Origin of the sequence: Alistipes communis, from assembly GCF_006542665.1 — a bacterium.
GTDB lineage: Bacteria > Bacteroidota > Bacteroidia > Bacteroidales > Rikenellaceae > Alistipes > Alistipes communis.
On the sequence record NZ_AP019735.1, the window covers coordinates 1,784,473 to 1,809,681 of the forward strand.

Genomic DNA, 25,209 nt, shown 5'->3' on the forward strand with positions numbered 1-25,209 from the left:
GTGAAGACTTTTATGCCGATCAAGTTCTTGTACAGCCTGTTTTGTCTCCTGACCGGAGTGCTTTCGGCGATGTCGTCGCGTGCCGCCGGTCCCGGTGTCATCAACCTGCTGCCGTCCGATTATCGGGCGGCCAACAAGAACTGGGCGGTGGCCGAAGACGATGCGGGAACGCTCTATGCCGGCAACGACAAGGGGCTGCTCGAATTCGACGGCCTGCAATGGCGGTTGTACGAACTGCCCCGCGCCTCGATCGTGCGTTCGGTGGCCCCGCTGTCGCACGACGTGATCTTCACGGGCGGGTTCGAGGAGTTCGGGCGCTGGGATCGCGACGCTTCGGGTGCGCTGCGCTATACGTCGCTCGTTCCGGCTCAGCGCAATCCCCGCTTTTCGGACAGCGATTTCTGGAAAATCTACATCACGCCGCAGGGGGTGTTGTTTCAATCGTTCCACGGCATCTACCTTTATGATTACGAGCGCGTCCGCCGCCTGACGGGCGAGATGAACATGCTCTTTCTTCTGCGTGCGGGCGACGAGTTCTGGGTGCAGGAGATGGGCGGCCCGCTCTATCGGATGCGGCAGGAGTCCTTCGAGCGGCTGCCCGACAGCGAACGCTTCTCGACGACGACCGTGCGGGTGCTGCTGCCCGGGCCGCACGAGGGCGAATGGATCGTGGGGACGGGTACCGACGGATTGTGGCGCTACGACGGCGAACGGTTCACGCCGTGGAGTCCGGCGCTGTCGGAGCGGTTGCGGCGCGACGAACTCAACTGCGGCATCCGAACCTCGCGCGGCACCTATCTCTTCGGGACGCTTTTCGGAGGATTGTACGAGGCCGGTGCCGACGGACGGCTGCTCGCGGTTCTTTCGACCGAAAACCGGCTGCTCAACAACAGTGTGATGGCGCTTGCGGAGGATGCGCAACAAAATGTCTGGGCGGCGCTCGACCGGGGACTTTCGTTGCTGCTGTTCTGCGAAGGGGTGGATTACCATACCTACAACAAGTGGGCGGCCGGTTCGCTCTACGACGCCTGCCGCTGGCAGGGGAAGTTGCTGCTGGCTACCAACCAGGGGGTCTTCGCCGTCGACGAGAGCCGTCTGGCGACGGGCGTCGATCCCTCCGATTTCCGCCCCGTGGCCGGCCTGAGCGGTCAGGCGTGGTCGTTCGACCTGCTCGACGGGCGGCTCTACGTGAGCCACAACACGGGCGTCACCGAACTCCGTCCCGATTTTTCGCTGGTACGCCGTTCCGACATGGGCGGTTACGGGTTGCGGCGGGTGAAACTGGGCGAAAAGAGCCGCACCTACTACGCCTCCTATTACAAGTTGCGGCTGCTCGACGACGACGGTACGATGCACGAGGTCGACGGACTGGACGAATCGGTCTACCGCATCGAGGCGGATTATATGCGCAACCTCTGGCTCGAACATCCGTCGAAAGGGGTCTACCGCTGCCGCATGAGCGACGACGGCCGGCGCATCGAGGAGCGGACGCTCTACGGAGGCGGTGCGGGCGACGGACTGCCCTACAAACTCCATTTGCTGCGCGTGGGCGGCCGCGTGGCGCTCATGGGCGACGACAGGTTTTTCCGTTACAACGAATATACGGACTGCATCGAGGCGGATACGGTGCTCGATGCGGCGTTCCGCACGGTGGAGGACATCCGCCGCGTGATTCCCTATGCCGACGAATGGTTCTGGGTCATTACCGGCAGCGGCGTCTGGAAATTGCGTTACGACGGCCGGCGCAGTGCCGAATTGACGCCGTGCGCCGGCATTCCGGTCGACAACATGATCTACGGGTACGAACAGGTGGCGCGGCTCGACGATTCGACCTGTCTTTTCTGCGGGGACAACGGCTTCGAACTCGTCTCATCGCAGGCCGTCGAAATCCCCCCCCCTCCGATTCCTCCGCTACTCGAATCGCTGCGTGCGTCGGGGCGCCGGGGCGATGAGGCGTGGTACGATCTCTCGGCTGCGGTCGAGATTCCTCACCAGCGCAACTCGGTGACTTTCCGCTACGCTCCGCGTCGGGGCGCGGTTCCCGGCCTGCGTTTCCGCCACCGCCTGACGGGCATGGAGAGCGCATGGTCGGAGTCCGACCGGACGGGAACGGCCGATTACGCCCGTTTGCCGCAGGGGCGCTACACCTTCGAGGTCGCCGTGGGCGACGTGTTCGGCCGCTGGTCGGAACCCGCCCGTTTCCCGTTCGTCGTTCTCACGCCCTGGTACGCTACCGGCTGGGCCTATGCGGGCTACGTGCTGCTGCTGGCCTTCACTTTCTATTGTCTGTGGCTGTTGGTGATGCGTTTCTATCGCCGGCGTTACCTGCGGCGTCTGCGCTTGCAGGAGATCGTCGCGTTGCGGCGCGCCAACCGGGAGCTGACCCGGCAGATCGAGACGCGCGACGCCGAGATCGTGGCGCAGAGTTCGACGCTCATCGGGCGCAACGAGATCATCCTGCGCCTGCGCGACATGGTCAACGAGTTCCAGCAGAAGCAGGGCAACCGCACGACGGCGCCCCTGTGGCAGAAAGTCAACGCCTATGTAAGCAGCAAACTCGATACGGAGAGCGACTGGACGCTGTTCCTGATCAAGTTCGAGCAGAAGCACTCTTCCTATTTCCGCATCATGAAGGAACGCTTCCCCGACCTGACGACCAGCGATCTGCGTCTGAGCGCCTGCCTGAAAATGAATCTTTGTACCAAGGAGATCGCCTCGCTGATGAGTCTGTCGGTGCGGGCGGTCGAGAACGGCCGTTACCGGCTGCGAAAGAAACTCGGATTGACTTCGGCCCAGAATTTGAACGAATTCCTCTTGCATATCGATTCGCAGGAGTCGGGGCCGGAGGATGATGAGAAGTAGAATTTCGATTTTTAATCGGTTGATTTCAAATTATTTCATTGTTCTTTGAGAGGTAATTGAGAGGCAGTGGAAGAGTCTTTTTCGAGGGTGGAGTAGTCGGAGTGTAGCCGCTTTTCCCCGCGATTTTTCCGAACCTTTTAATTTTGTTTTCGTAAAAACTTTTCCGGGCGACGCTTCGGCGGATTCCGTTCCGCATTTCCCTGCCGAGGCGCGGAGCCCACAGTAGAAACATAAACCTAAAATTGCAATGAAAAAGAATCGACCAGAGAGTTGCGGCGTCGGCCGCCTCTTGTTCAAGGCGTTTGTATCGGTCGTTCTGCTGCTCGCGGCCTCCGTATCGGGCGCCTTCGCGCAGAGCACGATCGATGTAACGGGAAAAGTCATCGATGCGGACGGGCAGCCTGTCGTAGGCGCCAGCGTCGTGGTCGCGGGGACGTACACGGGTACGACCACGGGCGCGGACGGCGGTTTCGCACTGAAAGCCCGCGAGGGGCAGGAGTTGGAGGTTTCGTTCATCGGTATGTCCACGCAGCGCGTGCCCGTATCGGCCGTGCCGGTTACGGTGACGCTCGAAAGCGAGTCGACGATGATCGAGCAGGCCGTGGTGATCGGTTACGGTACGGCCAAGAAACGCGATCTGACGGGTTCGATCGTCAACGTCGACGCCGCGACGATCGCCAACCGTCCGGCGTCGAACCCGCTGGCCTCGTTGCAGGGCCGCGTGGCCGGTGTGCAGATCACCAATTCGGGTCGGGCCGGACAGGATCCCGAAATCCGTATCCGCGGTACGAACTCGATCAACGGCTTCGCACCGCTCTATGTGGTGGACGGAATGTTCACCGACAACATCAACTACCTCAATGCGAATGACATCGAATCGTTCGAGATTCTGAAAGACCCCTCGTCGCTGGCTATCTTCGGCGTGCGCGGCGCCAACGGCGTCATCATCGTCACGACCAAACGCGCCAAGATGGGGCAGACGGTGGTGAACGTCAACCAGTCGGTGGGCGTGAAGCACGTGGGGCACCGCATGTCGCTGACCAACGGGCCGCAGTTCAAGGAGCTCTACAACGAGCAGCTTTCGAACATGGGCGGCGATCCGTTCGACTATACCTATTATCAGGCCAATACCGACTGGCAGGACGCCATCTTCCAGAATGCCATGATCAGCCAGACGACGGCCAGCATCATGGGCGCCAACGAAAAGAGCAACTTCTATCTGGGCGTGGGCTACACCTACGAGCAGGGCAGCATCGTGGGTGAGGAGATGCAGAAGGTGACCGTCAATTTCAGCGACGAGTACAAGATGAAGGACTGGCTCAAATTCGGCGTGCAGATGAACGGCGCCTACATGTTGCCGGCCGATGCGAAGAACGTGACCGGCGCCATCCATGCGGCTCCGATCTCGCCGATCTACGACGATACGACGGGCGGCTACTACAAACTGCCTTCGTTCCAGAGTTCGCAGATCTCCAACCCGATGATCGACATCGAGGAGTTCGCCGCCCACAACAAGGCGCAGAACTACCGCTTCGCAGGCAATGTCTACGGCGAGATCAATTTCCTGCCCGAACTGAAATTCCGCGCCGCCTTCTCGATCGACTACCTGTCGAACAATTCGCGGCTCTTCACGCCCGTGAAATACGAATACGATCCCGATCTGGGGACGATCAACGCCCGCAGCGACCGCGAGTCGCTGTCGCAGACGAAGTCCAACACGCTCAATGCGCAGCAGGACTACATCCTCACCTATGCGAAGACCTTCGCCGACAAGCACGACCTGACGCTGATGGCCGGTCTGACGACCAACTTCACCAACTACGAGGAGCTCACCGGCGGCCGCAGCCAGAACGTCGCTTCGGCCGACCTGCCGATTCCGAACGATCCCGACAAGTGGTGGATCTCGTCGATCGGCGACACGGCGTCGGCGACCAACGGCGGCTCGCAGTACCGCAAGTTCACGATGTCGTACCTGTTCCGTGCGCTCTACAACTACAACCGCCGCTACCTGGTCAACTTCTCGTTCCGCCGCGACGGTGCGTCGGTGTTCAAGTACACGGGCAACACGTGGGACAACTTCTACTCGGTCGGTGCCGGATGGATCATGTCCGAAGAGAATTTCATGCGCAACCAGCATGTGATCGACTACTTGAAGATCAAGGGGTCGTACGGCGTGCTGGGTAACCAGAACGTCGGTACCGAGGGCGGCAATTATCCCGCGTTCCCGACGCTCAACTCCTCGAACGCCATCTTCGGCGACAACATCATCTCCTCCTATGCGCAGGCCTATCTGGCGACGAATCTGCGCTGGGAGAAGACCAAGGCGTGGGAAGTGGGCTTCGAGATGCAGATGTTCAACCAGCGCCTGCACATCGAGCCGACCTATTACAGCAAGAAGACCGAAGACCTGATCTGCTACCTCGAATCGTTCATGGGCGCGCAGGACGGTCTGATCAATTCGGGTTCGATCCGCAACCGCGGCTTCGAGTTGTCGGGATCGTGGAGCGACACGATCGGCGACGATTTCCGCTATACCGTTTCGGGTAACCTGACCACGATCGACAACGAGGTGCTCACGTTGGGCAAGACCTACTATCAGGGCGACAAGAGCGTGGCCGTATCGGAACCGGGCAAGCCCATCGGTTATTTCTACGGCTACGAGGTCGAGGGCATCTACCAGAACAAGGCCGACATCGCCTCGTCGCCGGAAAACACGCTGGCGGCCGTGGCTCCGGGCGACCTGAAATTCCGCGATGTCACGGGCGACGGCAAGATCACCGAAGCCGACCGTACGATGATCGGCAATCCTACGCCCGATTTCACCTACGGTTACTCGGTCAACCTGCAATACAAGAATTTCGATCTGGGTATCGACTTCCAGGGTGTCTACGGAAACGAGATCTTCAATACGAGCTTCCTGTCGGCATATGCACAGTATAATTATCATACCAAGCGTCTGGGACGTTGGAACGGCGAGGGCACGTCGAACTGGGAGCCGATTCTCGATTCATCGCGCGCCACGCAGATGATGAATTCGAGCTACTTCATCGAGGACGGCAGTTACCTGCGTCTGAAAAACATCCAGCTGGGTTACAGTTTCGGCGACCGGATCCTCAAGAAGATCCGTCTCAAAGCGCTGCGCGTGTTCATGAACATCGACAACCTGGCCACCTGGTCGCACAACACCGGCTATACGCCCGAGATCGGCGGTACGGCCCTTGCGTTCGGCATCGACACGGGCGACACCTACCCCATGCCGACGACCATTACTTTCGGTGTAAACGTGTCTTTCTAAAACAGCATAACCAATGAAAACGATCATAAGAAATCTGAAACTCTGGATCATCGCCGTCGCGGCGGTCGCATCGGCCGCGTGCAGCGACCTGCTCGACCAACGCCCGCAGGGCCAGTGGACTATCGACGACATCGAAGGCGGCGCCTACTTTTCGCAGGTAATGGCGCTCTACACCAAGGCGCGCCACTACAATATCACGTCGGGTATTCCCGCCTTCGCGGTGCATTACTACCGTTCGGAGGATTCGCGTAAGGGATCGACCACGACCGACGGTGCGGAACATGTGCCGATGTACGAGAATTTTCAGTATTCGGCGGCCAATTCGCTGTTGAATCCTTATTGGACGCAGAACTACGAGATCATCAATGCGGCCAATACCGTGCTCGACCAGATGCAGAAGGCGCAGGAGGCCGGTGAACAGCTCGATGAGGCGGAACTGCAATGCGGCATGGAAGCTCGCTTCTTCCGCGGCTGGTGCTATTTCAATCTGGTGCGTGCCTTCGGCGAGGTGCCGCTCGTCGACTTCGCCATCACCAATTCCGACGAGGCCAATATCCCCAAATCGTCGGTGGACAAGATCTACGAGTTGATCGACGCCGATCTGACGGCGGCCGAAGGGCTGCCCCGCCGCTGGGAGTCGAAATATATCGGGCGGGTCACTTACGGCGCCGCACGTGCGTTGCATGCCAAGACTTACGGCCAGCGCGGTCTGTGGTCGCAGATGTATCAGGCTGCCAAGAACGTGATCGATACCAGGGTCTACAATCTCGACACGCCGTTCGACGAGATTTTCCGCGAGGAGGGCGAAAACTCTTCGGAATCGGTTTGGGAGTTGCAGTGCACGGCCACCGTCGCGCAGCCCGCGACCAACGATCTGGGCAGTCAGTTCTGCCAGGTGCAGGGCTGCCGCGGTTCGGGTACGAGCAATCTGGGCTGGGGCTGGCACATGGCCGACCAGTCGATCGTCGACGTGTTCGAAGAGGGCGATCCGCGCCGCGACGAGACGCTGCTCTACTTCTCGACCCCTTCGAAGCCGTGGCCTGCGATCGCTCCGGCGACCGGTAACGCCCCCTTCAACGAGTTTCTTGTATCGCAGGACGGTCTGGACGGTGACTACTACAACAAGAAAGCCTATTGCAGTCCCAAACTGCGCGAATATTACGGCAGCAACGACGGATTCTGGTACAACATTCGTATGATCCGTTACTCGGACGTGGTGCTGATGGCTGCCGAAGCGGCCTGCGAGATGGGCGGCGAGGCGATGATCGAGGAGGCGCTGGATTATCTGGAACAGGTGCGCGCCCGTGCCCGCGGCACCAATACGAACGTGCTGCCCAAGGTGACGACGACCAACCAGTTGGAGTTGTGCAAGGCGATCCACCATGAACGCCACGTGGAGCTGGCGCTCGAATTCGACCGCTTCTACGATCTGGTGCGCTGGCAGGAGTTCAGTATCGCCGGTGCGGAGGACGGTGCTTCGGCCGTGCTCGGCAACAAGGGCTACACCGCCAAGAACAAATACCTGCCGCTGCCTCAGGAGCAGGTCGACGCCTCGAACGGCGTACTGGTACAGAATCCCGATTATGCTAATTAAAACAAGTCAGATACCATGAAATTCCTCAGATATTTTCCGTTGATTTTGACGACCGCGGCGCTTTTGTCCCTCGGATCGTGCAAACAGGATTTGGGTCAGGATCCTCCCTTCGACTATCCGGATGAGGGCTCGTCGGGCGTACAGCTTCCCGATCCGCTCTACCATTTGGCCTGCGACGACGATCTGTTCCTCGACGGAACGCTCGCGGGCGAGATGAAGACCTTCACCGGCGAGTCGCCGATGTTCGTCGACGGCAAGTCGGGCAAAGCCTACCAGAACGTCGACGGCCAGGCGCTCATCCTGACGCCCGACGCCGCTTCGACGACAGCGCTCAAATCGTTGGGCAGCTACTCGATTTTCATGTGGATCAAGTTCGACGGTACGAACAAGAATGCAGCGGGTCTCTTCTCCATCGGCAACAAGACGATCGAGGTGGCCGACGTCGCCTTCTTCCTCAACAACGGCAACACGACCACTCCGTCGGAGTTCTTCTTCAAGGGATTCATGCAGGCGACCGGTGCGAGCGGCAAGCCCGATGCGTGGTTCGATGCCGGCGACGACGCCAAGATACAGAATATGGCCGGCGTCTGGGCGCATGTCGGCGTGACCTACGACGCAGGGACCTCGACCATCACGCTCTACCACAACGGCGGGGCGGTCTGCGACCGCGTGTTGAAGGACGGAGCCTTCGGTCCGATGACGTTCGACGAGGTGAGCGGCATCTGCCTCGGCGCCTTCCCGTCGCAGGTCGGCCTGGGTTCGGGTGCCGGCTGGACGGCCGAGGCTTCCTTCTATACGGGAGCCATGGACGAGATCTATCTCTACGATCAGGTGTTGACGCCGGCACAGGTGACGGCACTGTACGAACAGGCGAAATAGCAGGGCTCGATTTCTGCATTGATCGGAAGAGGGGACCGAAATCAGGCCCCCTCTTCTAAAAAAACGACGATATATGAAAGGTTTTCCGTTTTTCAAGCCTCTCCTGCCTGCACTGGTTTTGCTGGGTGTCGGCTGCGGCGGCGATTCGACCGACGACCGCACGCCCGCGGGCGATCAGCTGGCGTTGAGCTCGGTTACGATCGGCGGGCAGAGCGGCCTGTCGGATTTCGACGACGTGTCGCCCGACGCCGAGATCGTGCTCGACTTCACGGCGGCGCTCGACGCGGCGACCGTCGAGGCCAATATCTATCTGCTCGACGCCGGAGGCGCGAAGGTGGACGCCAGCGACGTTTACGACGGCGCGAAGCGCGTCACGCTCAAACCCTCCGCCGGGTTGAACGCGTATGCTTCCTACCGGTTGATCGTCGACAGCGGCCTGAAATCGGCTGCCGGGGAGGCGATCCTGACCGGCAAGGTGATCCGGATCCGGACGGGGCTGGACACGAGCGACAAATTCCCGCAGATTTCCGACGAGGAGCTGCTCACCAAGGTGCAGCAGCAGACCTTCCGCTATTTCTGGGAGGGTGCCGAATCGACGAGCGGCATGGCGCGCGAGCGCACCTCGTCGGGCGCGACGGTCACTACCGGCGGGACGGGCTTCGGCGTGATGGCCATGACGGTGGCCGCCGAGCGCGGTTTCGTGACCCGCAGCGAGGCGTGCCAGCGGGTGCAGCGGATCGTGACCTTCCTTGCGGAGCGGGCGACCTCCTATCACGGCGCCTTCTCGCACTGGATCGACGGCCAGACGGGGCAGACGCTTCCCTTCTCGGCCGATGACAACGGCGCCGATCTGGTGGAGACCGGGCTGTTGTTCCAGGGGTTGCTGACGGCGCGTGCCTACTTCGACGGCGCCGATGCGGCAGAGAGCAAGCTGCGCGCCGACATCACCGCCTTGTGGGAGGCCGTCGAGTGGGATTTCTTCACCAAGGAGGGGACGGAGAAGGTGCTCTACTGGCATTGGAGTCCCGACAAGGGCTGGGCGATGAACATGCCGATACAGGGGTGGAACGAGGCGTTGATCGTCTACGTGCTGGCCGCCTCGTCGCCGACGCATCCCATCGGCCGCGAGGTGTATGCCGAAGGCTGGGCGCGCGGCGGCGCGATGCGCAACGGCAAGTCGTTCTACGATACCGTGCTGCCGCTGGGCGAGGATTACGGCGGCCCCCTTTTCTGGGCCCACTATTCCTTCCTGGGGCTGAATCCCCGAGGACTCTCCGATGCCTACGCCGACTATTGGGAGCAGGTGTGCAACCATACCCGGATCAACTACGCGTATTGCGTAGACAACCCCAAGGGGTATGCCGGTTACGGTGCCGACTGCTGGGGACTGACGGCCAGCGATATTCCCGACGGCTACACCGCCTCGTCGCCGACGAACGACCGGGGAGTCATCGCCCCCACGGCAGCCTTGTCGTCGATGCCCTACACGCCCGACGAGTCGATGGCCGCACTGCGCTTCTTCTACTATAAACTGGGCGACAAGTTGTGGAGCGACTACGGGTTTATCGACGCCTTCGATCTCACGTCCGGCTGGTTCGACCGGGGAATGCACATTGCCATCGATCAGGGCCCGATCGTGGTGATGATCGAAAACTACCGCACGGGATTGCCGTGGAACCTGTTCATGTCCGATAAGGATGTGCAGAGGGGACTCGCCGAACTCGGATTTACGGTCGAGGCGGGCAGTTGACGCGTGCCGCCGCAAGTGATCCGCGACCGTGAAACTCCGTTTTTCGGGAAGCGAAATATTATACCATAAAAAACAGAGATTACGATATGAAAAAAACACTCATTACCCTGCTGGGCATCGTGCTCTGCGGCGCGGCCGTCGCCGTCGAGAAGCCTGCGGGCGCTACGATGGAGCAGTATGTCGACGCGCTGATGCGCCGCATGACCCTCGAAGAGAAGATCGGCCAGCTCAACCTGCCCAGTGCGGGCGACATCACCACCGGTCAGGCCAAGAGCAGCGACATCGCCGAGAAGATCCGCCGCGGCGAGGTGGGCGGTCTGTTCAATATCAAGGGGGTGGAGAAGATCCGCGACGTGCAGCGTATCGCCGTCGAGGAGAGCCGTCTGGGTATTCCGCTGATCTTCGGCATGGATGTGATCCACGGTTATGAGACGACCTTTCCTATTCCGCTCGGCCTGACGGCCACGTGGGACATGGAGGCCGTCGAGCGTGCGGCCCGTATTTCGGCCGTCGAGGCGAGTGCCGCCGGTATCTGCTGGACCTTCTCCCCGATGGTCGATATTGCGCGCGATCCCCGCTGGGGACGTGCGTCGGAGGGCATCGGCGAAGATCCCTTCCTCGGCAGCGCTGTGGCGCGGTCGTTCGTCTACGGCTATCAGGGGCGTGATCCGATGCATTTTGCCACCGACGAGATCATGGGATGCGTGAAGCACTATGCTCTCTACGGTGCTGCCGAAGCGGGACGCGACTACAATACGACCGATATGAGCCGCCAGCGCATGTACAACGAATATTTCCCGCCCTACAAGGCGGCCGTCGAGGCAGGCGTGGGCAGTGTCATGGCGTCGTTCAATGAGGTCGACGGGATTCCCGCCACGGCCAACCGCTGGCTGATGACCACCGTGCTGCGCGAGCAGTGGGGCTTCGAGGGCTTCGTCGTCACGGACTACACGGGCATCTACGAGATGATCGCGCACGGTCTGGGCGATCTGAAAGAGGTGTCGGCGCGCGCCGTCGAGGCGGGTGTCGACATGGACATGGTGAGCGAGGGTTACCTGGGAACCTTGCAGCAGTCGCTCGAAGAGGGGCGTATCCCGCTGTCCGACATCGACCGCGCGTGCCGCCTGGTGCTCGAAGCGAAATTCAAGTTGGGACTTTTCGACGATCCCTACCGTTACTGCGATCCGCAGCGCGCCGCCACGCAGATCTATACGCCCGCACACCGCGCCGAGGCGCGCCGTATCGCGGGCGAGAGCTTCGTGTTGCTGAAAAACGAAGGCGACGTGCTGCCGCTCCGGCGCGAGGGAACGATCGCCGTGGTCGGCCCGCTGGCCGCTTCGCGCGCGAACATGCCCGGCACGTGGAGCGTCGCTACCGATCTGACGAAGCCGCTGACGCTCGTCGAAGGGTTGCAGCAGGTGGCCGGCGAAGGGGTGAAGATCCTCTATGCCAAGGGCAGCAACGTGATCCGCGACGAGGAGCAGGAGCGCTATGCCACGATGTTCGGGCGCGATATTCCGCGCGACGGCCGCACCGACAAGCAGTTGCTCGACGAGGCGCTCGCCGCGGCGGCCGAGGCCGATGTGGTGGTCGCCGCGCTGGGCGAGGCTTCGGAGATGAGCGGCGAGAGCAGCAGCCGGTCGCAGATCGGCATTCCCGACGTGCAGCAGGAGTTGTTGAAGGCGCTCGTGGCGACGGGCAAACCCGTCGTGCTGGTACTCTTCACGGGGCGCCCGCTGACGCTCGAATGGGAGGCCGAGCACGTGCCTGCGATGCTCAATGTATGGTTCGGCGGCACGCAGGCGGCCGAGGCGATCGGCGACGTACTCTTCGGCGACGTCAACCCGTCGGGCAAACTTCCCGTGACCTTCCCGCGCAGCGTGGGGCAGATACCGCTCTTCTACAACCATAAGAATACGGGACGTCCGCTGCTGGGCGACAAGTTCGAGAAGTTCCGCAGCAACTATCTCGACGTGCCCAACACGCCGCTCTATCCCTTCGGCTACGGTCTGTCGTATACGACCTTCGACTACGGCGACGTGCGCCTTTCGGCGTCGGAGATGACCGCCGACGGGTCGATCGAGGCCACCGTGCGCCTGACGAACAGCGGCCGGCGCGACGGCGTGGAGGTCGTGCAGCTCTACATCCGCGACAGGGTGGGTTCGTCGACCCGTCCCGTGCAGGAGCTCAAAGGCTTCCAGCGCGTGGCGCTCAAAGCGGGCGAGAGCCGCGACGTAAGTTTTACGATCGACGTCTCGCTGCTCAAATATTACGATTTCGACCTGCGGTACGTGGCAGAGCCGGGCGAGTTCGACGTGATGATCGGCGGCGCGAGCGACGCGGTGAAGCAGGCAAGTTTCACCCTGAAATAACCTTCGCGGCATGAAGACGATCAAACGGATTACGGCGGCCATGGCGGCGCTCGCTCTGGCGGGCGTCGTCGCGGGCTGCGCGCAGCGTCCCGCAGCGACGCTTTCGGACGAGGCGTTGCTGGACAGCGTCGAGCGGCGTACGTTCGATTATTTCTGGTCGGGCGCCGAGCCCAACAGCGGCCTTGCGTGCGAACGGATCAACATGGACGGCATCTATCCCGAAAACGACGAGACGGTCGTGACGACGGGCGGCAGCGGCTTCGGTATTCTGGCGCTTATCGCCGGTATGGAGCGCGGCTACGTCACCCGTGAACAGGGGATCGAACGCTTCGAACGCATCGTCTCGTTCCTCGAACGTGCCGACCGCTTCCACGGCGCCTGGCCTCATTGGATCGAGGGCCGGACGGGCCGCGTGAAACCCTTCGGCAAGAAGGACAACGGAGGCGATCTGGTGGAGACGGCCTTTCTGGTGCAGGGGCTGCTGGCCGCGCATCAGTATTTCGCGCAGGGCAACGAGCGCGAGCAGGCGCTCGCACAGCGTATCGATACGTTGTGGCGCGGCGTCGAGTGGTCGTGGTATCGCAACGGGCAGAACGTCCTCTACTGGCATTGGAGTCCCGAATACGGGTGGGAGATGAATTTCGCCGTACACGGGTTCAACGAGTGTCTGGTGATGTATATTCTGGCGGCCGCTTCGCCGACCTATCCGATCGACCGCGAGGTCTATACCGAGGGGTGGGCCGAGAACGGGGCGATCGTCGACGAGCACGAGGTCGAGGGTTACCGCCTCCGCCTGCGGTATCAGGGCGTCGAGGCCGGTCCGCTCTTCTGGGCGCACTACTCCTTCCTCGGGCTGGATCCGCGCGGGCTGAGAGACGACTACTGCGAGGACTATTTCGGCGAGATGCGCAACTATTCGCTCATCAACCGTGCCTACTGCATCCGCAATCCCCGGCACTACAAGGGTTACGGCAAGGATTGCTGGGGGCTGACGGCCAGTTATTCGACGGCGGGGTATGCGGCGCACGCTCCCGTCGAGCGCGAGGATCGCGGCGTGATCGCCCCCACAGCGGCGCTTTCGTCGATCGTCTATACGCCCGAGGAGTCGATGGATGTGATGCGTTACCTCTACGGGCCGCTTCACGAGAAAGTATGGGGGCCTTACGGCTTCTACGATGCGTTCAGCCAGACCGACGACTGGTATCCGCAGAAGTATCTGGCCATCGATCAGGGGCCGATCGCGGTGATGATCGAGAACCACCGTTCGGAGTTGTTGTGGCGGCTCTTCATGAGCCACCCCGACGTACAGAACGGTTTGCGGAAGCTGGGCTTCGAGTCGCCCGTGCTGCAATAGGGGCGAAGCGGGATTTTTTGAGACGGGACGCATCGGTCGGTGCGTCCCGTTTTTTCAGATCGAACAGAAGAACGTGACCAGGAAGGGAACGCTGAAATCGGTGACGCAGCCGTGGAAGATCGCTACGACGGCATACTGCGGCCCTGCGACGCGGGTGAGGATCGGGAGGGTGGTGTCGAAGGTCGTGGCGCCGCCCGACGAAATCGCGGCCAGCGGCCCGAAACGGCCCGCTACCCACGGTGCGGCCAGCAGCGTGAAGAGTTCGCGCAGGACGTTGCAGAGCAGAGCGACCGTTCCCAGTTCGACGCTGCGCAGTTCGGAGATGAAGATGCTCGACAGCGAATAGTAGCCGAATCCCGCGCCGACGGCCATGGCATCGGCCGGCGGTACGGTGTGCAGCAGCGGCGATGCGAGCGCCGCTCCGGCCAGCGTTCCGACGACGGTGCAGAGGGGCAGCAGCGCCATGCGGCGGTCGAGCGAGCGGATACGCTCGACGAGCGTGGCGTCGTGTCCCAGCGACACGCCGACCGAGAACATCAGCCCGTAGAGCATGTAGGTGCTTACGGGCGAGGAGGCTGCGGTAGCCGGAATCCATCCCGCGACGCCGAAAATCGCTCCGGCTGCGAAGAAGGCGACGATCACCAGACTGCCGCGCAGTGCGGCGAAGGCCGGCGGAGCGGGTGCGGCGGAGTCGGTCGTGTCGGTGCGTCTGCCGCCGATCGACCGCCACAGCAGCCAGGCGCAGGCGATGCTTCCCGCCAGCGCTCCCGTGCAGAGAACGAGCGCCTGCACGCCGAGCGTGGCCAGCGACCGCATGACCTCTTCATTGCCGCCCACTTCCGTTCCCAGCATGAAGAGCAGCAGCCAGATGATGAACGTGATGACGCTGCCGAGCGCACGGAGCGGTCGGCGGCGCAGCAAGCGGCCCGTGAGGATGCCGCCGAAGAGGACAGCGAACAGAATCAACATCGGCAGTGCGGAATTTTGCGTGCAAAAATAGGAAAAAAAGCCGACGGCCGCAAGCTGTGCGCCTGCGTCCGTCGGAATGAGGTGCGTCGTTAACGGACGTCGAAACGGAAGCGGATCGTCCGGCGGTACGCTTCGCCGGGGCGCAGTTCGGCCGAAGGGAAATCGGGGCGGTTCGGTGCGTCGGGGAAACCCTGGCACTCGATCGCCACGCCGTCGTAGTCCGCGTAGGGCCGGCCGCTCTTCGAGAGCGGCGAGCCGGCGAGCCAGTTGCCCGTGTAGACCTGCACGCCCGGCTGTGTGGAGCGGACGCTGAGCCGCCGACCCGATTTCGGGTCGTACAGTTCGGCCACGGTCGTCTCCTCGTCCGCGCGCCAGTCGTCGACGGCCCAGCAGTTGTCGTAGCCTTTGCCGTAGCGCAATGCGGGGAAATCGGCGCGAATGTCGCGGCCGAGCGGTTTGGACGTGCGGAAGTCCATCGGCGTGCCGGCGACGCCGGCGAGTTCGCCCGTGGGAATCAGCGTTTCGTCGGTCGGCAGCCAGCGCGAGGCGCGGAGCCGCAGCTTGTGGCCGAGCACCGATCCGGCATTCTCGCCCGCGAGGTTCCAGTAGGAGTGGTTCGTCAGGTTGACGATCGTGGGGGCGTCGCACGCGGCTTCGAGTAGGACGGTCAGGCAGCAGTCGTCGTCCCACGCATAGGCGATGCGCGCCGTGAGCGTACCCGGGTAGCCCTCCTCGCCGTCGGGGCTGGTGCGGGTGAAGGCCACGCCGTCGCCGGTCGTTTCACCCTGCCACAGGCGGTTGGCGAATCCCGTCGGGCCGCCGTGCAGGTGGTTGGGGCCGTTGTTGACGGCCAGCCGGTACTCCTTGCCGTCGAGCGTGAAGCGCCCTCCGGCGATCCGGTTGGCGAAACGGCCGGGCGTCTTGCCGAAGCAGGCGCCGTCGCCGACGTAATCGGCGTAGGCGCGGTACCCCAGCGCCACGTCGGCCATGCGCCCCTCGCGGTCGGGAACGACGACGGCCGTGATGCCAGCGCCGATGTTGCACACGTCGACGTAAGCCCCCGCGGCGTTCGCGAGGCGGAAGACCTCGATCTCGCCCTGCGCGTGGGGTTCGGTGCTGATTTTCGAGACGGTCATCGCCCTAAAAGAGTTTGGCGGGGTATTCGCCCGCGTCGACCAATGCACGGATTTTGTCGACCACGCCCTGACGGTCGGCGGCGTAGGTCACGCCGAACCACTTGGCCGTGGTGTCGAGCACCTCGACCGTCGCCGTGCCTTCGGTGATGAGTTTGTTGACCATCAGCGGGATGTAATACTCGGCTTTGGGGTTGTCGATGTTGGCGCGCAGGAACTCCTTGAAATACTCCTCCGAGTAGCGGAAGTAGTCGGGCGTGAAGCCCCACATGTTCATCGAGACGGGGGTATTGTCGTCGGTGGTGGTCGGCTGTCCGTCGTCGCCCGTGAAGGTGATGCGGCCGTCGACGCGGGCGATGTCCGTCCGTTCGACCACACCCGTCAGGTAATTGTTCGCATCGGTTCGGCAGATGCCGCGCGCCACGGTGCCGCTCTCCGAGAGGGTGTTGCCCACGCGGTAGCCCACCATGCAGTAGCGGTTCTGTCCGTCGGCTTTCGACAACCACTGACCCAGTACGCGGAAGCCGTCGCGGCCGTAGAAGTCGTCGGCGTTGATGACGGCGAACGGTTCGCGGATGACCGCCTTGCCCATCAGCACGGCGTGGTTCGTACCCCATGGCTTGGTGCGCCCTTCGGGGCGGACGAAGCCCTCGGGCAGGTCGTCGACCGACTGGAAGACCACCTTGACGGGGATGTGGTTTTCGTATTTGGAGAGGATCTTCGTGCGAAAATCCGCTTCGAAATCCTTGCGGATGACGAAGACCACCTTGCCGAAGCCGCCGCGGATGGCGTCGAAGATCGAGTAATCCATGATCGTCTCGCCGTTGGGGCCGAGACCGTCCAGCTGTTTGAGACCGCCGTAGCGCGAGCCCATGCCTGCGGCCAGTACGAAAAGTGTAGGTTTCATATCGAATCTGTGATTGAATTGCATCGGGGAGGGTTAGTTCATGCCGCGCACGTGTTTTTCCCAGGCCCAGGCCGAGCGGAGCGTCTCTTCGAGAGGCCGTTCGGCCTTCCAGCCCAGTTCTTTGTTGGCGCGCTGCGTGTCGGCCCAGACCGCCTTCACGTCGCCGGCCCGTCGCCCGACGATCTTGTAGTTGAGCGTCAGCCCGTTCGCCCGTTCGAAGCCCTTCACCAGTTCCAGGACCGAGACAGGCGTGCCCGTGCCGATATTGAAAATCTCGTAGGCCTCCTTCATCCGCCGCTGCGTCATGCGGTCGACCGCGGCTACATGGGCTTTGGCCAGGTCGACGACGTCGATGTAGTCACGCAGGCAGGTGCCGTCGGGCGTGTCGTAGTCGTCGCCGAAGATCGAAAGGCATTCGCGCAGTCCGGCGGCCGTCTGGGTGATGTAGGGCACCAGATTCTGCGGCACGCCGCGCGGCAGTTCGCCGATGAGCGCCGAGGGGTGGGCGCCGATGGGGTTGAAGTAGCGCAGCGCGATGCCGTGCAGGCCCTCGTAGGCCGCGCAGCAGTCGTGCAGGATGTCTTCGGCCATCTGCTTTGTGTTGCCGTAGGGCGAGGTGGCGGGTTTGCGGGGCGTCTGCTCCGTGACGGGCAATGTGTCGGGCTCGCCGTAGACCGTCGCCGACGACGAGAAGAGGATGTTCGGCCGGCCGAACTCCTTCATCAGCGCGCAGACGTTCATGAACGACGCGAGGTTGTTGCGGTAATATTTGAGCGGTTCGGCGACCGACTCGCCGACAGCCTTGTAGGCGGCGAAGTGGATGACGGAGCCGAAATCGTATTTTTCGAAGACGCGTCGCAGCGCCGCTTCGTCGCAGGTGTCGACCCGCTCGAAGGGAACGTCGACGCCCGTGATGCGCCGCACACCCTCGACGGCCGCCGCCTCCGAGTTGGAGAGGTTGTCGATGATGACCGCGTCGTATCCGGCGGCGATCAGTTCCACGGCGGTATGCGAGCCGATGTATCCGGCACCGCCCGAAATCAGTACAGTCTCTTTTGCCATAATCTGGGGATAAGTTGTTGTGCGACAGATGTTCGTTTCAGCCGATCGGTTATTCCATGTCGAAGGTGAATTGGTCGTAGTCGGCCGTGCGCCACGCCTTGTCGCAGGTGACGGGCGAAAGGGCGAACATCGGCGAGAAGGTCCGCACCGATACGGTCCGTCCGTCGGGCAGGAATTCCAGGATGCGCAGCCAGCAGTCGCCGCCGTTGCCGTGCCACTGTCCGTCGGCCGTCTGGGCGTTGAACATCATCTGCGCGACCGATTTGCCGGCGGCGTTCTTGTCCGTGCGGAAGCCGACCGTCTCGAAGTAGTCCGTCGTGGGGTGGCATTCGTGGCCGCAGATGACCAGCCGGATGTTCGACGACGGATAGACGAGCTTGTCCCAGATCGCCTGCTGGTAGTTGGCGTCGGTCAGTTCGTAGGGTTCCGTTTTCTTGCGGTTGCCCTTCCATGCGATGAACGAGTGGGTCAGCAGGATCACCCGCGTGTTCGCGTACCTGGGTTCCGCAACCAGTTTGCGCGCCCATTCGATCGCTTCGTCGCGCGGCGCGAATTCGAGCGATACGACCAGCAGATCGCCCCACGTGTCGGTGTGGAACTCGTAGGCGGCGTTCTCCAACGTGGGGATTCCGTGCGCGTTGTTGCATACCGATACGATTTTGTGACGCCAGCACTCGTTGCGCGTCATCGGGAAGTAGTCGGGGAAGCGCGACAGGCGGTTCTCCGACTTGGTGTATCCGTAGTCGTGGTTGCCCGTGCAGACGACGTAGGGCAGCTTGTTGTCGAGCCGCTCGAAGGCGCGCGACGCGGCCCGCCACTGCTCGGCGCTGGTCTGGTCGGTCTTGCGGAAAGCCAGCGGGATGGCTGTTTCGTTCTGTTCGACCAGATCGCCCGTGCAGAGCGCCGTGAGGATGCGCAGCGAGTCGATCTCGCGGGCGATCCATGCCGTCTGCAACTCGAACAACGGCTGGTTGGCGGCGAACTTGGTGTAGCTCTGCGGGTCGGGAATGACGATGACCGAGAAGGAATTCGGGTCGCTCAGGCGGGCGCGCAAGGGGTAGTTCTGGGCTTGCAGCGACAGCGTGCCGGCGAGCAGAGCGAAAAGGAAGATCGTTTTTCTCATGAACGGGATGGTTTGAATCAGTCGATTTTATGTGCGCCGTCCGAGATGACGACGGGATAGACTTTGGGTTCGTGGCCGAACCGCTCGGTGAATTTGCGTTTGGCCGTGGCGATGAAATCGGCGAAGAGGTCGTCCTTCACGAGGTTGATCGTGCAGCCGCCGAAGCCGCCGCCCATCATGCGTGCCCCCGTGACGCCGCATTCGCGGGCCACGTCGACCAGGAAGTCGAGCTCCTCGCACGATACTTCGTAGTCCTTCGACAACCCCTCGTGCGTGGCGTACATCCGCTCCCCGACGGTGGCGTAGTCGCCACGCTGCAAGGCGTCGCAGACGTCGAGCACACGCCGTTCCTCGCCGATCACGAAGCGTGCACGGCGGTAGTCTTCGTCGGAGATCTCATCGCGGATCGCATCGAGCCGCTCCATCGTGGCGCCGCGCAGAAACTCCTGTCCCAGCATCTTCGCCACGCGCTCGCACGACTCGCGCCGGCGGTTGTAGGGCGAGCCGACCAGTTCGTGCTTGACGACCGTGTCGAGCAGCACGAGCTTGTAACCGACGGGATCGAAGGGGAAGTATTCGAACTCCATCGAACGGCAGTCGAGCCGCATCAGACAACCCTTCTTGCCGAAGACCGAGGCGAACTGGTCCATGATGCCGCACTTCACGCCGCAGTAGTTGTGCTCGGTCGACTGACCGATGCGTGCCAGTTCGAACTTGTCGATCCCCAGCGCATAGAGGTCGTTGAGCGCAAAGGCGAAGGTCGACTCCAACGCTGCCGACGACGACATGCCCGCTCCCAGCGGTACGTCGCCCGAAAAGGCGGTGTCGAAGCCGCCGATGCGGCCGCCGCGTTTCTGGATTTCGCGGCAGACGCCGAAGATGTAGCGGGCCCACGACTCGGAGGGTTTGTCCTCCTCGCGCAAGCCGAACTCCGCATAGGAGTCCAGATCGACGGCGTAGGCGCGCACGCGGTCGGTGCCGTTGGGGCGGATCATCGCCGTGATGCCGCAGTCGACGGCACCCGGGAAGACGAAGCCGCCGTTGTAGTCGGTGTGTTCGCCGATCAGGTTGATGCGTCCCGCCGAGGCGTAGAGTGTTCCGTGGGTATTGAAATGCCGCTCGAATGCGGCCCTTACATTGGATTGCGTCATGGTCCGAATGGGATTAGTGGTTTTAAAGTCTTACAAATATATAAAAAATTTAGTAAACGGCGATTCCGAAAAACGGGAACGGCCGGAAAATCGTTCACATTCATGTTCCTTTTCTCGTCTCGGCGCAGCTTGCACAAGTGCGGCTTTGCGCTCGGCTTATCGAAAAGTTCCCGTCGAGGACTCGTCGTCTCCGGCGTCTCTGACGGCGAGGGTCGTATGTCAGGCGTGGCGGGGATGCGCCGTCCGGCTGCGGATCGCGGCGAGCATGTCGTCGGTCATCCGCGAAAGATCCCATTCGGGACGCCAGCCCCACTCCTCGCGGGCGCAGGTGTCGTCGAGCGAGTCGGGCCAGCTGCGGGCGATCTCCTCCTTGACGGGATCGATGTTGAAGTCCATCGTGAACGAGGGGATGCGCTTGCGGATCTCGGCGGCGATGATGTCGGGCGTGAAGCTCATCGAGGCGATGTTGAAACTGTTGCGGTGGCGCAGCCGCGCGGGGTCGGCCTCCATCAGTTCCACGCAGGCGCGCAGCACGTCGGGCATGTAGATCATGTCCATGTAGACGTCGTGGGGCACGGCGCAGGTGTAACGGCCGCTTCGAATCGCTTCGTAGTAGATCTCCACGGCATAGTCGGTCGTACCGCCGCCCGGCAGCGTGACGTTCGAAATGATGCCCGGAAAACGGATCGAACGGGTATCGACGCCGTATTTGTGGTGGTAGTAGTTGCCCAGCATCTCTCCCGTCACCTTGCAGATGCCGTAGATCGTCGTGGGCTGCATGACCGTGTCCTGCGGCGTGCGGACTTTGGGCGACGAGGGGCCGAACGCCCCGATCGAGCTGGGGGTGAAGAGCGCGCAATGGTGCTGGCGCGCCACCTCGAGCGAGTTCATCAAGGCGCCGATGTTGACGTGCCACGCCATTTGGGGGTTGCGCTCGCCGACGGCCGACAGCAGGGCCACGAGGTTGAAGATCGTGTCGATCTCGTGTCGGGCGACGACTGAGGCTACCGACGTGGCGTTGAGTGCGTCGAGGACTTCGAACGGGCCGTCGGCCCCCAGCGCCTTGCATTCACGTACGTCGGTGGCCACGACGTTGCGCGAGCCGTAAATACCACGCAGGTAGGTCGTCAGTTCCGATCCGATCTGACCTCCGGCGCCGATAATAAGTATCTTTTTCATTGTTGCGGGTTGATAGTTGTGCGGTTCCGTTCCGCAAATCTAACGAAAGATATAAATAAATCGTGAAAAGCCGCGATTTTTTTTGCCAATTCGAAATTGTTGCTTATTTTTGCAACGCTTTTTAAGGCGATCGCTGTTGTAGCTCAGTGGTAGAGCACTTCCTTGGTAAGGAAGAGGTCACGAGTTCAAGCCTCGTCAACAGCTCATAAAATCAAGAGGTTGCAGAATTTGCAATCTCTTTTTTTGTGCTGTTTTGCGAAAACAAGCTGAGGGGGGAGGGCGACGAAATGTCGGACATTGGGATTGTTACTCAATAGTGCTTGTATCATCTGTAAATAGTTGAAAATTAAATTTCATTGATCTTTATCTGATTTTTTTGTTCTCTTGGCCTCTGTAACGTCGCTTCGGGATTTTCCTCAGGGCGAGGGGGCGCCGTTTTCGGGAGCGACGTGTTTCGCTCCGCAGCCTTTGTCATGAGCGAATCCGCCTTTCGGGGAGGGATGCGGTGAGGGTGCGCGGAACGTGAGCGAGTGCGCAGGTATCCCTGCTAATGGTCGGAATTATATCGGAGGATTTTTGTCGGGGAGGTGTTTTCGGAGTTGACGTCGCTTCGCTCGTCTTTCCCTGCGCTGCCGCGGGCGGTCCTGCACCGGTCTGTTGTGAAGTCGGTGACGCTTCGAACGAAAAAAGCAGAGGACATGTTCTCTGCCTTCACCATGGATTTTGGTTTGCGGAAAGAGAGGGATTCGAACCCCCGGAACCTCTCGGTTCAACGGTTTTCAAGACCGCCGCAATCGACCGCTCTGCCATCTTTCCGGCGACAAAAGTAGCACCTTATTTCCATTTTACCAAATTCCGGCCGGGATTTCGCCCCGCGCCCTTCCGGCGTGCGGCGGTCGGCGCACGGCCTTCCTGAACGGCCGTGCGCGGCTGCGGTTCCGACCGGCTGCTTGCCCGTTGTCCGTGTTCCTGCCGTGCGTCGCCCGTGCGGTCGCGGTCTCCCTTTGCCGGCGGGGAAAAAGGTCGAAACGGATGTTCGGGAAATTTTTATTAACTTTGTCGGATACGGTTAGGATTTCGAGACGAAGAATGTTGTAACCTTTATACCCTCTCTGTTATGAACAAATCTCAATTGGCGGAGGCCGTGGCCCGTGAGGCGCGGCTTTCGAAGATCGATGCCGTGAAGGCGCTCAATGCGTTCGTCAAGGTCGCCGTCGAGGCGTTGCGCGGCGATGAGAAGATTCTGCTGACGGGGCTGGGGACGTTTTCGACCGTCCGTTACCCCGAGCGTATGGGACGCAATCCCCGCACCGGCGCACCCGTGCGGATCCCGGCGCGCCGTGCCGTGCGCTTCCGCCCGTCGCGCACGATCGAAGACTGAACGGGCGAAACGACCGATCCGCTGAAAAAAACGCTATCTTTGCCGCACATCCGATCCGTTGAGGATGTCACAGACGAAAACCGCTCGCTATGCCGCAAATTTCCCTTCGGGCCTGTGAAATGCCCGAGTCGCCGATTCGAAAACTCTTTCCGCTGGCCGAGGCCGCCAAGGCCCGCGGCGTGAAGGTCTATCATCTCAACATCGGCCAGCCCGATCTGCCCACGCCGCAGGTGGGGCTGGACGCCTTGAAGCAGGTAGACCGCACCGTGCTGGAATACAGCCCCAGCGACGGCTACCGGTCGCTGCGCGAAAAGCTGGTCGAGTATTACGCCCAGTACCAGATCCGCCTGACGGCCGACGACATCATCGTCACGACGGGAGGCTCCGAAGCGGTGCTTTTCGCCTTCATGTCGTGCCTCAATCCGGGCGACGAGATCATCGTACCCGAACCGGCCTACGCCAACTACATGGCTTTCGCCGTATCGGCCGGCGCCGTGATCCGGCCGATCACCGCCTCGATCGAGGACGGCTTTGCGCTGCCGTCGGTCGAGAAGTTCGAGGAGCTTATCAACGACCGCACGCGCGGCATCCTGATCTGCAACCCCAACAACCCGACGGGGTACCTCTATACGCGCCGCGAGATGATGCAGATCCGCGATCTGGTGAAGCGCTACGACCTTTTTCTCTTTTCGGACGAAGTCTACCGCGAATTCATCTATACGGGGTCGCCCTATATCTCGGCCTGCCATCTGGAGGGGATCGAGCAGAACGTGGTGCTGATCGACTCGGTGTCGAAACGCTACTCGGAGTGCGGCATCCGCATCGGGGCGCTCATCACCAAAAACCGTGCGCTGCACGACGCCGTGATGAAGTTCTGCCAGGCGCGGCTGTCGCCGCCGCTCGTGGGGCAGATCGTCGCCGAGGCGTCGATCGATGCGCCGCGCGAGTACCATACGGAGGTGTACGACGAGTATATCGCCCGCCGCAAGTGTCTGATCGACGGTCTGAATCGCCTGCCGGGCGTCTATTCGCCGATCCCCATGGGTGCATTCTACACCGTGGCGCGGCTGCCGATCGACGACAGCGACCGTTTCTGCGCGTGGTGCCTCGGCGAATTCGACTACGAGGGCGAGACGGTGATGCTGGCTCCCGCCTCGGGGTTCTACTCCGACCCGACGTGCGGTCGCAACGAGGTGCGCATCGCCTATGTGCTTTGCCAGCAGGATTTGCAGCGTGCGATCCGCGTGCTGGGCGAGGCGCTGAAACGCTATCGACGCGAGGTGATGGGGGAGGAGTGATCCTGCCCGAACGACTGGAAAACGGAATCCTGCGGGATTCCGTTTTTCGTTCGCTGAAAGGGCGGATGTCCGTGCGGATGCGTCGGACGATGATTCCTCCGGTTTCATGCGGAGGGATCGTGCAGCGCGCAGTTTCCCAAATTGAAATAACATTGTTCGAAGTCAATATTGATTTTCAGGAACTTTTTGGCGTAATTTGCTGCTGTTTTTACATGAGTGTTGTTCAATGTGAAAATTATTTTCTATTTTTGTCTTGCCGCGCAAGCGGCAGACATACAGAAAGTGTTTTCGCACTGTCCTAATCTGAAAATGTGGCAATTTTCAACGAATCAAGGACAACGAACGGCACTCATTTCTTGTTAGCATATGGCAAGGCGTATTTTTGTGCGCCTATATCCCATATCTATCAAGTGTGGGGTATTGCATCTTCGTTTATTTGATTCGGGTTCGCCACAACCTTCAGATTGATAAACGAAATCGGCTCCACACTTTCTTTTTGCTATTACCCAGCCATACAGGAGCCGAGTGGCATTGATAAATCAACGTATTATGAGAGCAGAAACACAGTATGAAGATTTTATTGGCACGGTGGCGGCCGATTTCAATGCCGACGATTCGTTTGTCGAATTTTGCCGAGCAGTCGACATTGATCTTAACCGATATAAACCAGTCGGATTCCGATTCCATTGCAGTTATGGGAAATTCGATACGGCAATTCATTGTCAAGATTTGCATGAAGCGAAACCATATCTTGTCGAATTGAAATTTAAATGCGAGCCTATCGAGGTGTTTTTCCATTTATTCCGTGCATTGCAGGTGGTGGCATATGATCGCACTTGTGGAGAATATACAGAATTGCCGATTGAAAAGTCGTTTGTACTCGAATAATTAATTATTAAA

General features: G+C 61.1%; 17 protein-coding genes and 2 tRNA genes. 11 read left to right on the forward strand and 8 right to left on the reverse strand.

What is annotated here, in order from left to right; all coding sequences use genetic code 11:
- The first annotated feature begins 12 nt into the window (after positions 1–12).
- From FMF02_RS07395 to FMF02_RS07425, 7 genes are all read left to right on the forward strand, one after another.
- Complete coding sequence (locus tag FMF02_RS07395) at positions 13–2,862, forward strand: triple tyrosine motif-containing protein (RefSeq protein ID WP_141412668.1); 2,850 nt, start codon at positions 13–15, stop codon at positions 2,860–2,862.
- A gap of 247 nt (positions 2,863–3,109) precedes the next feature.
- Positions 3,110–6,157 carry a SusC/RagA family TonB-linked outer membrane protein gene (locus tag FMF02_RS07400; protein WP_162852313.1) on the forward strand — a complete coding sequence of 1,016 codons (3,048 nt, stop codon included), beginning with the start codon at positions 3,110–3,112 and terminating at the stop codon, positions 6,155–6,157.
- Positions 6,158–6,170: 13 nt separating this feature from the next.
- Positions 6,171–7,751 carry a RagB/SusD family nutrient uptake outer membrane protein gene (locus tag FMF02_RS07405; RefSeq protein WP_019130410.1) on the forward strand — a complete coding sequence of 527 codons (1,581 nt, stop codon included), beginning with the start codon at positions 6,171–6,173 and terminating at the stop codon, positions 7,749–7,751.
- Positions 7,752–7,766: 15 nt separating this feature from the next.
- A complete protein-coding gene (locus tag FMF02_RS07410; protein WP_019130409.1) occupies positions 7,767–8,630 on the forward strand; it encodes a LamG-like jellyroll fold domain-containing protein in 864 nt (287 codons plus the stop codon).
- Positions 8,631–8,703: 73 nt separating this feature from the next.
- The gene (locus tag FMF02_RS07415; RefSeq protein WP_141412669.1) at positions 8,704–10,380 is read left to right on the forward strand and encodes a glucoamylase family protein; all 1,677 of its coding nucleotides are present in this window, start codon (positions 8,704–8,706) and stop codon (positions 10,378–10,380) included.
- 86 nt (positions 10,381–10,466) lie between these two features.
- Positions 10,467–12,752 carry a beta-glucosidase BglX gene (gene bglX, locus FMF02_RS07420; RefSeq protein WP_141412670.1) on the forward strand — a complete coding sequence of 762 codons (2,286 nt, stop codon included), beginning with the start codon at positions 10,467–10,469 and terminating at the stop codon, positions 12,750–12,752.
- 40 nt (positions 12,753–12,792) lie between these two features.
- The gene (locus tag FMF02_RS07425; protein WP_244611649.1) at positions 12,793–14,106 is read left to right on the forward strand and encodes a glucoamylase family protein; all 1,314 of its coding nucleotides are present in this window, start codon (positions 12,793–12,795) and stop codon (positions 14,104–14,106) included.
- Positions 14,107–14,160: 54 nt separating this feature from the next.
- Here FMF02_RS07425 and FMF02_RS07430 read toward each other — a convergent pair whose 3' ends face one another.
- The 7 genes from FMF02_RS07430 to FMF02_RS07460 all read right to left on the reverse strand — a co-directional run bounded on the left by FMF02_RS07430 (position 14,161) and on the right by FMF02_RS07460 (position 21,630).
- Positions 14,161–15,075: a LysO family transporter gene (locus FMF02_RS07430; protein WP_141412672.1), complete on the reverse strand. Its 915-nt coding sequence runs from the start codon at positions 15,073–15,075 to the stop codon at positions 14,161–14,163.
- A gap of 89 nt (positions 15,076–15,164) precedes the next feature.
- Positions 15,165–16,211 (reverse strand): aldose epimerase family protein, encoded by a 1,047-nt coding sequence (locus FMF02_RS07435; protein WP_141412673.1) that lies wholly within the window; start codon positions 16,209–16,211, stop codon positions 15,165–15,167.
- Positions 16,212–16,215: 4 nt separating this feature from the next.
- The gene (locus tag FMF02_RS07440; RefSeq protein ID WP_141412674.1) at positions 16,216–17,115 is read right to left on the reverse strand and encodes a glycosyltransferase family protein; all 900 of its coding nucleotides are present in this window, start codon (positions 17,113–17,115) and stop codon (positions 16,216–16,218) included.
- 33 nt (positions 17,116–17,148) lie between these two features.
- Positions 17,149–18,177: a UDP-glucose 4-epimerase GalE gene (gene galE / locus FMF02_RS07445; protein WP_141412675.1), complete on the reverse strand. Its 1,029-nt coding sequence runs from the start codon at positions 18,175–18,177 to the stop codon at positions 17,149–17,151.
- Between the two features lie 49 nt (positions 18,178–18,226).
- Positions 18,227–19,300 carry a metallophosphoesterase gene (locus tag FMF02_RS07450; protein WP_141412676.1) on the reverse strand — a complete coding sequence of 358 codons (1,074 nt, stop codon included), beginning with the start codon at positions 19,298–19,300 and terminating at the stop codon, positions 18,227–18,229.
- Between the two features lie 17 nt (positions 19,301–19,317).
- Entirely contained in the window at positions 19,318–20,451 is a 1,134-nt protein-coding gene (galK, locus tag FMF02_RS07455; protein WP_141412677.1) for a galactokinase, read from the reverse strand.
- Between the two features lie 219 nt (positions 20,452–20,670).
- Positions 20,671–21,630: an NAD-dependent epimerase/dehydratase family protein gene (locus FMF02_RS07460; RefSeq protein ID WP_141412678.1), complete on the reverse strand. Its 960-nt coding sequence runs from the start codon at positions 21,628–21,630 to the stop codon at positions 20,671–20,673.
- Positions 21,631–21,762: 132 nt separating this feature from the next.
- Here FMF02_RS07460 and FMF02_RS07465 point away from each other — a divergent pair.
- Positions 21,763–21,834, forward strand: a tRNA-Thr gene (locus FMF02_RS07465).
- A gap of 527 nt (positions 21,835–22,361) precedes the next feature.
- On the opposite strand, the gene FMF02_RS07470 is transcribed toward FMF02_RS07465, so the two are convergent.
- Positions 22,362–22,446, reverse strand: a tRNA-Ser gene (locus FMF02_RS07470).
- A gap of 301 nt (positions 22,447–22,747) precedes the next feature.
- Here FMF02_RS07470 and FMF02_RS07475 point away from each other — a divergent pair.
- The 3 genes from FMF02_RS07475 to FMF02_RS07485 all read left to right on the forward strand — a co-directional run bounded on the left by FMF02_RS07475 (position 22,748) and on the right by FMF02_RS07485 (position 25,197).
- Complete coding sequence (locus FMF02_RS07475) at positions 22,748–23,011, forward strand: HU family DNA-binding protein (protein WP_019130379.1); 264 nt, start codon at positions 22,748–22,750, stop codon at positions 23,009–23,011.
- 89 nt (positions 23,012–23,100) lie between these two features.
- Positions 23,101–24,309, forward strand: coding sequence for a pyridoxal phosphate-dependent aminotransferase (locus tag FMF02_RS07480; RefSeq protein ID WP_141412679.1), 1,209 nt, complete (start codon positions 23,101–23,103; stop codon positions 24,307–24,309).
- Positions 24,310–24,858: 549 nt separating this feature from the next.
- The gene (locus FMF02_RS07485) at positions 24,859–25,197 is read left to right on the forward strand and encodes a hypothetical protein (RefSeq protein WP_141412680.1); all 339 of its coding nucleotides are present in this window, start codon (positions 24,859–24,861) and stop codon (positions 25,195–25,197) included.
- Positions 25,198–25,209 lie beyond the last annotated feature (12 nt).

Excerpts from the sequence above, each read along its gene's own strand:
- FMF02_RS07400 (WP_162852313.1), top strand. The coding sequence starts at position 3,110 with ATGAAAAAGAATCGACCAGAGAGTTGCGGCGTCGGCCGCCTCTTGTTC.
- FMF02_RS07410 (WP_019130409.1), top strand. The coding sequence starts at position 7,767 with ATGAAATTCCTCAGATATTTTCCGTTGATTTTGACGACCGCGGCGCTT.
- galK (WP_141412677.1), bottom strand. The coding sequence starts at position 20,451 with ATGACGCAATCCAATGTAAGGGCCGCATTCGAGCGGCATTTCAATACC.
- FMF02_RS07435 (WP_141412673.1), bottom strand. The coding sequence starts at position 16,211 with ATGACCGTCTCGAAAATCAGCACCGAACCCCACGCGCAGGGCGAGATC.
- FMF02_RS07395 (WP_141412668.1), top strand. The coding sequence starts at position 13 with ATGCCGATCAAGTTCTTGTACAGCCTGTTTTGTCTCCTGACCGGAGTG.
- FMF02_RS07485 (WP_141412680.1), top strand. The coding sequence starts at position 24,859 with ATGAGAGCAGAAACACAGTATGAAGATTTTATTGGCACGGTGGCGGCC.
- bglX (WP_141412670.1), top strand. The coding sequence starts at position 10,467 with ATGAAAAAAACACTCATTACCCTGCTGGGCATCGTGCTCTGCGGCGCG.
- FMF02_RS07480 (WP_141412679.1), top strand. The coding sequence starts at position 23,101 with ATGCCGCAAATTTCCCTTCGGGCCTGTGAAATGCCCGAGTCGCCGATT.
- FMF02_RS07405 (WP_019130410.1), top strand. The coding sequence starts at position 6,171 with ATGAAAACGATCATAAGAAATCTGAAACTCTGGATCATCGCCGTCGCG.
- galE (WP_141412675.1), bottom strand. The coding sequence starts at position 18,177 with ATGGCAAAAGAGACTGTACTGATTTCGGGCGGTGCCGGATACATCGGC.
- FMF02_RS07430 (WP_141412672.1), bottom strand. The coding sequence starts at position 15,075 with ATGTTGATTCTGTTCGCTGTCCTCTTCGGCGGCATCCTCACGGGCCGC.
- FMF02_RS07475 (WP_019130379.1), top strand. The coding sequence starts at position 22,748 with ATGAACAAATCTCAATTGGCGGAGGCCGTGGCCCGTGAGGCGCGGCTT.
- FMF02_RS07450 (WP_141412676.1), bottom strand. The coding sequence starts at position 19,300 with ATGAGAAAAACGATCTTCCTTTTCGCTCTGCTCGCCGGCACGCTGTCG.
- FMF02_RS07460 (WP_141412678.1), bottom strand. The coding sequence starts at position 21,630 with ATGAAAAAGATACTTATTATCGGCGCCGGAGGTCAGATCGGATCGGAA.
- FMF02_RS07415 (WP_141412669.1), top strand. The coding sequence starts at position 8,704 with ATGAAAGGTTTTCCGTTTTTCAAGCCTCTCCTGCCTGCACTGGTTTTG.
- FMF02_RS07440 (WP_141412674.1), bottom strand. The coding sequence starts at position 17,115 with ATGAAACCTACACTTTTCGTACTGGCCGCAGGCATGGGCTCGCGCTAC.
- FMF02_RS07425 (WP_244611649.1), top strand. The coding sequence starts at position 12,793 with ATGGCGGCGCTCGCTCTGGCGGGCGTCGTCGCGGGCTGCGCGCAGCGT.